This window comes from Pararoseomonas baculiformis (genome assembly GCF_017813395.1).
GTDB lineage: Bacteria > Pseudomonadota > Alphaproteobacteria > Acetobacterales > Acetobacteraceae > Roseomonas > Roseomonas baculiformis.
Genome location: NZ_JAGIZB010000064.1, coordinates 1 through 7164, shown reverse-complemented (window position 1 = coordinate 7164; position 7164 = coordinate 1). Strand labels below are relative to the sequence as shown.

The 7164-nt window shown below is 57.1% G+C and carries 7 protein-coding genes and 1 pseudogene; 2 read left to right on the top strand and 6 right to left on the bottom strand.

All coding sequences use genetic code 11. The annotated features are described in order from the left end of the window. Nucleotides 1-121 precede the first annotated feature (121 nt). The 3 genes and pseudogenes from J8J14_RS24195 to J8J14_RS24185 all read right to left on the bottom strand — a co-directional run bounded on the left by J8J14_RS24195 (nucleotide 122) and on the right by J8J14_RS24185 (nucleotide 3577). A complete protein-coding gene (locus J8J14_RS24195; RefSeq protein ID WP_209382098.1) occupies nucleotides 122-1459 on the bottom strand; it encodes a hypothetical protein in 1338 nt (445 codons plus the stop codon). A 239-nt stretch (nucleotides 1460-1698) separates the two neighbouring features. Continuing rightward, entirely contained in the window at nucleotides 1699-2442 is a 744-nt protein-coding gene (locus J8J14_RS24190; protein ID WP_209382097.1) for a hypothetical protein, read from the bottom strand. A 422-nt stretch (nucleotides 2443-2864) separates the two neighbouring features. Then, nucleotides 2865-3577 (bottom strand): annotated as a pseudogene (locus tag J8J14_RS24185) (IS6 family transposase). Nucleotides 3578-3908: 331 nt separating this feature from the next. Here J8J14_RS24185 and J8J14_RS24180 point away from each other — a divergent pair. Then, nucleotides 3909-4601 (top strand): hypothetical protein, encoded by a 693-nt coding sequence (locus J8J14_RS24180; RefSeq protein ID WP_209382096.1) that lies wholly within the window; start codon nucleotides 3909-3911, stop codon nucleotides 4599-4601. A 568-nt stretch (nucleotides 4602-5169) separates the two neighbouring features. Continuing rightward, the gene (locus J8J14_RS24175) at nucleotides 5170-5514 is read left to right on the top strand and encodes an H-NS histone family protein (protein WP_209382095.1); all 345 of its coding nucleotides are present in this window, start codon (nucleotides 5170-5172) and stop codon (nucleotides 5512-5514) included. Between the two features lie 272 nt (nucleotides 5515-5786). On the opposite strand, the gene J8J14_RS24170 is transcribed toward J8J14_RS24175, so the two are convergent. From J8J14_RS24170 to J8J14_RS24160, 3 genes are all read right to left on the bottom strand, one after another. After that, the gene (locus tag J8J14_RS24170) at nucleotides 5787-6188 is read right to left on the bottom strand and encodes a type II toxin-antitoxin system RelE/ParE family toxin (RefSeq protein WP_209382094.1); all 402 of its coding nucleotides are present in this window, start codon (nucleotides 6186-6188) and stop codon (nucleotides 5787-5789) included. Nucleotides 6189-6420: 232 nt separating this feature from the next. Continuing rightward, entirely contained in the window at nucleotides 6421-6984 is a 564-nt protein-coding gene (locus J8J14_RS24165) for a hypothetical protein (RefSeq protein ID WP_209382093.1), read from the bottom strand. Beyond that, a partial coding sequence (locus tag J8J14_RS24160) for a hypothetical protein (protein ID WP_209382092.1) occupies nucleotides 6984-7164 on the bottom strand: 181 nt, incomplete at its 5' end. The genes J8J14_RS24160 and J8J14_RS24165, both read right to left, overlap by 1 nt.

Genomic DNA, 7164 nt, shown 5'->3' with positions numbered 1-7164 from the left:
TCTGGCGAGAGCAGGGTTTGCTCACGTCGCGGCGCAGCACCCACAACGCAAAACCCCGCCCAGCCCTGCAACGCGCCCTGGCTTACGCCATCTGCCACGCCGCGTGATGGCCAAAGTCGAGCTAAGTCTCTCCTCCGAAGAACTCGTCGCGAATCCTCTGGCGCGCTTTTTCGATAATCAAACCCCGTTCGACAGAAGAAATTCGCTCCCAGTCCTGGGTTGAAGGGCGGGCGTTGCCTCCGCAGATGTGCTCGACAGGCACCCCGCCAGAAGCACATAGGCCAGCGTCGACTAGCACGCCATAAATCGCGCTGACCGACCGATTTTCTTCGTCTATGTATTTCCCGATGTAGATCTTTCTGCCAGCCCTGCTGAACGTTCGGATATAAGTGGCTCCAACTGAAGGACCGGTCTTGCTTCTGCTGTCAGGGGCATCGTAGACGTACCAAAGCTCTTTCTCGTCTATCTCAATCGCCCGAGACCTGAAGAATCCAGCAATCGTATGGTTTGGATTCATGGTATATCCCCTAAGCTGCAAGAGGCCGTCACTCCAATAGATTTCTTTGGCGGCAACATTGCGCTCCACTAAGTGACCATCCTCCTCATCATGAGCGAAGTCTATCCACAATCCCACAAGTTCACGGGTTCTACTCACTATCGAATGGCGTCCGTATACGGGTTCGCTGTGTTGAAGCAGCGCGCGGAAATAACCCTCGAAATAATCGACGGCGCGCGAATCTCTTGAGGAGAAAACCGAGCCTGAAAGGTCGCCAGGGTAAATGCCCCAGCCGAAAAGAACTTCTTTCTCTCCGTTTATGAAGTGGAATATCGTAAAGTTGATTTGCGGAGACGGCGACTTCAAAACTGTCGCACTATAGAGGCTGGGGCGATTACTCACCGTCGCGACGGGATCGTTCCCCTGATCCAACTCTCCGCTTGAGCCAGTAATCTTCTTGATTGAAGCCTCAAAACTCTCAAAATCCCGAGCCGGGTCGAGAACAATGTTTGCGGAGAAAATGTCTGCCCAGAAGGAACCTACGTTGGTAAAGAATTGGTTATAAATCTTGAGACGATCCGCAGAATTGACGGGAACAGGTCTTTGATCGCCCGACAGCATCGGGCCGCTAAACTCGATAAAAGTATTTCTTATTGCCACGGCCCTGGAGGCCCTGTCGAAGATGATGCTGTAAGCTTCCTGAGCAGGCCCCAAGTACTGTATGTTGGTGAAACTTGCAACTGCTTCTTCCATGTCGTTCTTTATCGATGCGAACTCTACCCAGTTCGACCAAGCTAATCCGGCAATTGCGAATACCAAAGAAATAGTGATGCTCGAATCAGAGATTGTGCCGGTGGTAGCTAAACTGGCGGCTAAAGGAACCAAGAAGAATGCAATCGTCGCAAATCTAGCTATCGATCTTTGGCCTTTATCGACCATCCTCGCCTGGAGACGCCTGCCCATGATTTTCCTCCCGAATTCGGTTTTTATCGGGTGTGTTAACTTTGGGCCTCGGTAACCTCCGCAGCTGCGCCGCTGGAAAGCAACTCGACAGCCCAGCTCGTTAGGTACATTTTTCTCAGTTCCGTGACCACCTTATGAAGTCGGTTGCAGCGACTGGGCTTGTGAGTGTTGGACAGTTTCAGACCTGCCCGCGAAGTGCGCTCTCTCTACTACCCCTAGGCGATCTCAATATTACGAAGTCAGTAAACCTTGCCTTGCAGGCTACTTTGTTTTTTGAATTCTTGGAGCTGCCTTGTAAATTGATCGGTTGCGGCAGGAAGAATGTCTCGGAATTCGAATAACCAGTTGAGTCCACTTTCGATAAGATGAACGCCGATATCGTAAGCAACCTGATGATGCGAAGGTCCAGCATTATTTCCGGCAACATGGTAAGCAACAATTAAGGTGCTTAGTAGATCAATGCGTTCACGAATTTTAGGAACACCCATCAGATCGGAGCGAATCTCTGACCGAAGCGCATCACTTGGTTGATGGTTGAACAGATGTACGCCAATAGCAGTTGCTGCTTCAATGAAGCGTCGACCTTCGAGCATATGTCTCCATTCATTAAGATCGCCTTCGGATAGACCGAGAAACACTTTGCAGCTCTGTAGTTTATTTAGCTCAGGAACGATCTCGTAGGAAACTTGGCTGAGGAGGCCACGTACTGCCTCCTCTTCAACGCGCTTTACGTAATCGGAAAAAATGATGAGTTGGTTTCCTCTTAAGAGCGAGAGTTGGTCTTCAGCAGCTTTTTTCCAGGCTTGGAACTCTGCTGTTTGCTGTGCCTGCTCTTGGTTTGATGCTAGAATCGCATGACGTTGCTGTCGAAGCTCGTGTGTTTGCAAATAGACAGCAATCACAATCCACATAAAAGCCAGAATAGACGCAAATCCAGCAACAGCGTCTCCAATTTCATTCAATTTAAGGTTCTCGATCTCCATTCGTAGAGCAAAAACGACAAACATAACGATGACGATTACCGTTAGTGCGACTCCGGTCGTTACGACTAGTCGAACGTTGTCCTTTTTGGGACGGTCGGCAATGCCACTCATTGTCTCTGCCCCGCCGCCGTTTGTCGAAGCATGCCTTGGCACTGCAGCAGGCGTCCACACAAATTGAACTTAGATTTTAATCCGGACTTGCTCTCGCCGCTGTGAAGGAGACTCCTTGCGAATGTCTCAATGAGGATCGAGGCGGCAACCGCCCCAGTCCGTGTTTTTTGGATTACTGGGCCAGAGTGCGGGGGAAACGAGCGGCAAGTGAATTCGTCAGTTTGCGCCTTCTCGACAGGACGGGAGGGCACAGTCAACTTGTTGGCCGTGAGGACAACCTGAAGCCTGCGGGACGGAGGGGGAGCTTGGCTTCAGACTGCGACGGCGCTGCCGCTGAGCTCTGCCCATGTCTTCAACGCACGCCCCCTTGCGGCGCGGTGCTGGGCGGCCTGTACGTGGTCACGGCGGAGGTGAAAGAGGTTGTTGATCCCATCATGGGCAGAGAGGAAACGCTGTGCCTGTCCTGGTGATTTGAACTGCTTCATTTGCCGCTCTCGCCGTCGCGTCGGCTGGTGCGAGTTTTCGGCCCTGTTGTCGAGGCCCTTGTGCTGGCGATGCTTAACGGAGGGCATCACCTCCTTCCTTGCGGCGCCATAGCTCGCGAGCTTGTCGGTGATCATCACCCGGGGTGGCCGCATCTGCCGCTTTAGCAGTTTCCGGAGCAGCCGCTTGGCCGCTTGCTTGTCGCGCCGACTTTGCACGAGGACGTCCAGCACCACCCCCATTTGGTCTACAGCCCGCCAAACCCAGTGCTTCACTCCGGCGATCTTCAGGACGACCTCGTCCAGGTGCCACTTGTCACCACCACAAAGAAGACGATCCCGGGTCCGGTTGGCGAAGGCCTGCCCGAACTTGCGGCCCCACTGCCGAACGGTCTCGTAGCTCACCGCGATGCCACGGAAAGCAGCATTTCCTCCACCATGCGCAGGCTCAGAGGGAAGCGGAAATACAGCCACACGGTATAGCTGATAATCTCTGGCGGGAACCGACACCCGGCGTAATTGGGAGAGGCAGGCGGCGTCATCCTGCCGACTACCCGGAAGCAAGGTGTCCGGAAAGCCAGATCGCACCCAAGTTGACTGTGCCTTCCGGCCTCCACATGCGGCACCTCCCATCCATGCACCGACCACCGGATCACAACCGAATCAACAGATTCGACCTCTTTTCGGAACGGCTCTAAGGAAATTTGGCGTTCATGAGAAGTTAACTTACTTAAAATAAGTTACCTCCGGTACGAATTTTTAATACTTGCCTAATGCACAAAAAACGTTACGTTACCTCACTTCACAAAACCCGCCCCTTCTCCTCAAGGACAGGTAATGACCATAACTGCGTCTCGGTACACACGCTTGTTGATGGTGCTGGTCATCCCGCTCCTCGCACTCGGGTTTCTGACTGCCAAATTTCTCCTGCCATACGAGCGCTTTGTGACAGTCCTCTGCATGCCAGCATTTGCGGGAGGAACGGAGAACTGCAGAAATGTTGGCCCACTCAACGGAGCTCTGTACGAGCACGTTAAAAAGGACTTCAACGCTTGGTTCGATGTCCGGATCGCTCCATGGGACTCCAATGCCACAATCACCTACTACGCGGGTGCCTCCAATCGGATGGTGACAACTGCGGAAATTCATGAGGCGCGACCTTTTTATTGGTACGGTTCGGACGTTGCTAACTACATGAGAGGATTGGCAGGCAAAATTGCCGTCATCCAGCTAGGTATCGAGGGCGGGCGCAGATCAATGGTTGAAGGAGACCAGGTATTCCTGTACTGTAATAGCTTGAACTACGATTTGACGTCCGGTTCTTATTGGTCAGATTGTTTTGGAAATGGCTGGGGAGGGCCGGTCACGTTCACTGTGGCGGGGCGGCAGGACCGGGCGATGCTTGATCAGCTGCAGGCTGCTATCGGCCGGGAGATTGAGCGCAAGGAAGCCGATTACCAACTCTACCAAGTGGTCGTGTATCCGATTTTTCTCTACGCTTTCCTTGTCTTATCCGCGCTCGCATGGCTGACCATGAAGGCTGTTCTCTTTGTCAGAGCGGGCTGATTGCCCACGATTCTGAGGTATCGTTAGCCCAGCAGTCCTGACGTAACTTCTCCAGGCTGTTAGCGGTCCCATTGCTCGATCAATCACCCTGTAGCCACGAGGGCGTTGTCAGGTTGGCGAGGTAGGAGCCAAGGGGCGTCCAGGCTGGCGCAGCCCTCACACGGTCGGTGCAGTTCCGGCCACATTCCGCCAACTGCTGAACGCAGCATTGCGGGCTTGGCAGTGTTGGACTTGCTTCGGAAAAGTGGAGGGTTCCTGATGAGGCAAGAGGAACTTCAAGGCTGCATCGAAAGTCACTCGGAGAGCCATGCCCTGAGCGGCGCCAGTTGGAATACCGGCACGCGGCCAAATCCGCGAGGGGCGCTAGCAGGTTGCAGGTCATTCAGCATGGGACTCCGATTGGCTGCTGAAACAGTTAACCCGTCTTCTGCCTACGATGGTGCTCCCCTTTCCCAGTCCCCGCACGGAACTGCAATCTGGCTTCTCGATCCGCTGCTTGTGCCATCGCCAAGATAATATACGTTGGAGGAGACAAGGTGGACCGACCACTTTGATTACGGAGTGCAAAATGGCTAAGAGCCAAATCAACCTCGATGCCTTGAGCGTACCGGACCTCACTCAGCTGATCGAGGACGCCAAGGTGGCGCTGGAGGGCAAGAAGCAGGGCGCCAAGGCTCAGCTCATCGAGGAGATGCGCGAGAAGGCTGCCCAGCTGGGCCTGGATCTGGGCGAGCTTCTGGAGCGGCCTGGACCGAAGACGAACGTCCGCAAGCCCCGTAGCGACACTGGAAAGGCTGTCGCCGCCAGGTACCGCAGTCCTGAGGGTGAGACCTGGACCGGGCGAGGCCGCATGCCACGCTGGCTGACGGAAGCCGTGAATAACGGCAAGGCAAAGGAAGACTTCGCGGTCTGACCTGTGCGCCCCGTTGAGAGTTCAGAAGCCGGGTTTTCGGTTCTGCGTACCTTGCGGGCCGCTGATGTCTTGCACTTCGCGGCGAGCACCTAGAATGTTTGCTTTCGGTCCGAGCGATCAGTCACGCTACCGGCCGAAGAACAAGCGGCGGCCGATTTCTCGGCCGCCGCTCGGTACTATCCGCACCCAGGGGGTGCGTTGCAGTTGGTCCCGGTGAAAGAAAGAACGAATTCGGGTTATCTGCACCCTTGAGGATGCACGAGGGCCTTATCTTAAGATGCTTTCTCCGTTTTTTGCAAGAGCAGCGATTTCTCGATGCCTTGAACGCGATTGCCTGACTGACTGCGAAAAAGGGATGTGAGCGCCGCCTCGCTCAGCAGGGCACGGTCCTGGCCGTTGCTCGACACCGTGAGGCCTCCCCCGTCACCACCCTTCCCAAGCAGGCCCTCGACATCGTGCCCGCCAAAGAGCACGCGAGGGATGGTCATCGTCGTGTCGTTGACGTGGAAGGCGACCATCACGTGCCGCCGGTACCCGACAATGCGCAGACCCTGGTGGATGGCGTCGCGCCGCGCCCCGCGTTCGGGGAACTCGGCAAAGCCGAGCAGGTGTTGCAGGAGGTCCTCGACATAGGCCAGGGCACGCTGCGGCGCGAGGACGACCCTATGCGCCACGACGGCTGCCAGCCGTCAGACGCGGCGTGTGATGGCCTACCAGGGCAGCCCTGACCTGACCTGCATCGAGAGCGCATAGGCCGGCCCGCGCCTCCTCATCGCTGACCAGGGCGACGGATGAGGTGGCTGATGGGACGGTGTTCACGAATTCTCTCTCGCGAGGATCCTGACGCGCCGACGCATCGGCCAGCCGATGCTGCATGGGCGGTACTCCGCCATGACAGCGGTCCTCTCACCCCCGCCCAAGCGACTCACGGGGTGACAGGCCGCGCTCCTCCCAGAAAGCACGCCAGGTGACGAAGCGCGGCACCTTGTCGGCGAGCGCATCCTCAATGGCGCGCCCGCGGCCAAGGATCTCGTCGGCAAACCGCACGATGCCGATATTCGGGCTCGCCTTGCCGGTAAGATCGCGTGCTAGGAGCGCCTCCACCGCCGCGCCCTCCCCTCCCCTGCCGTACGCATCGGCAATGAGGGCGAGGGCGATCGCGGTGCTGCGGCTCCTGCCATGCAGGCAGTGCACCGCGACCTCCTCGACGCCGGCGGCCCGGCACTCCCGGCCAAAGGTGATCGCGGCCAGGACCTGTTCCCGGGTCGGGCCGATCCAGCGCCGCCCGAGGGCGGTGAACTCGTGCAGCGGGACGTCGTCGAACCTCAGGCGGAGCACCCGGCTGCCGAACTGTCGCTCGTCGATGACCGCCCGTGTGAACGACACCCCGGTGATGCTGATGAGGGCACCGGCAGACACGTCGCCCCTCTCGACCGCTGCCTGAGGGAGGGCATGGGCGATGAACGGCATCACCGCCCCTCCCCGGACAGCGCCAGGGCCACCGTCTCGACGTCGGCCTCGACCACTACGAGGCGGCCGCCGGGCAGCAGGAGGGCGGAGGTCCCCTCCCCCGGGACCTCGCAGATGGCTGGCACCGCCCCTGGCGCGAGCGCGTGCCTCTGGCCGTTCACGTCGCTCAAGAGGAGGTAG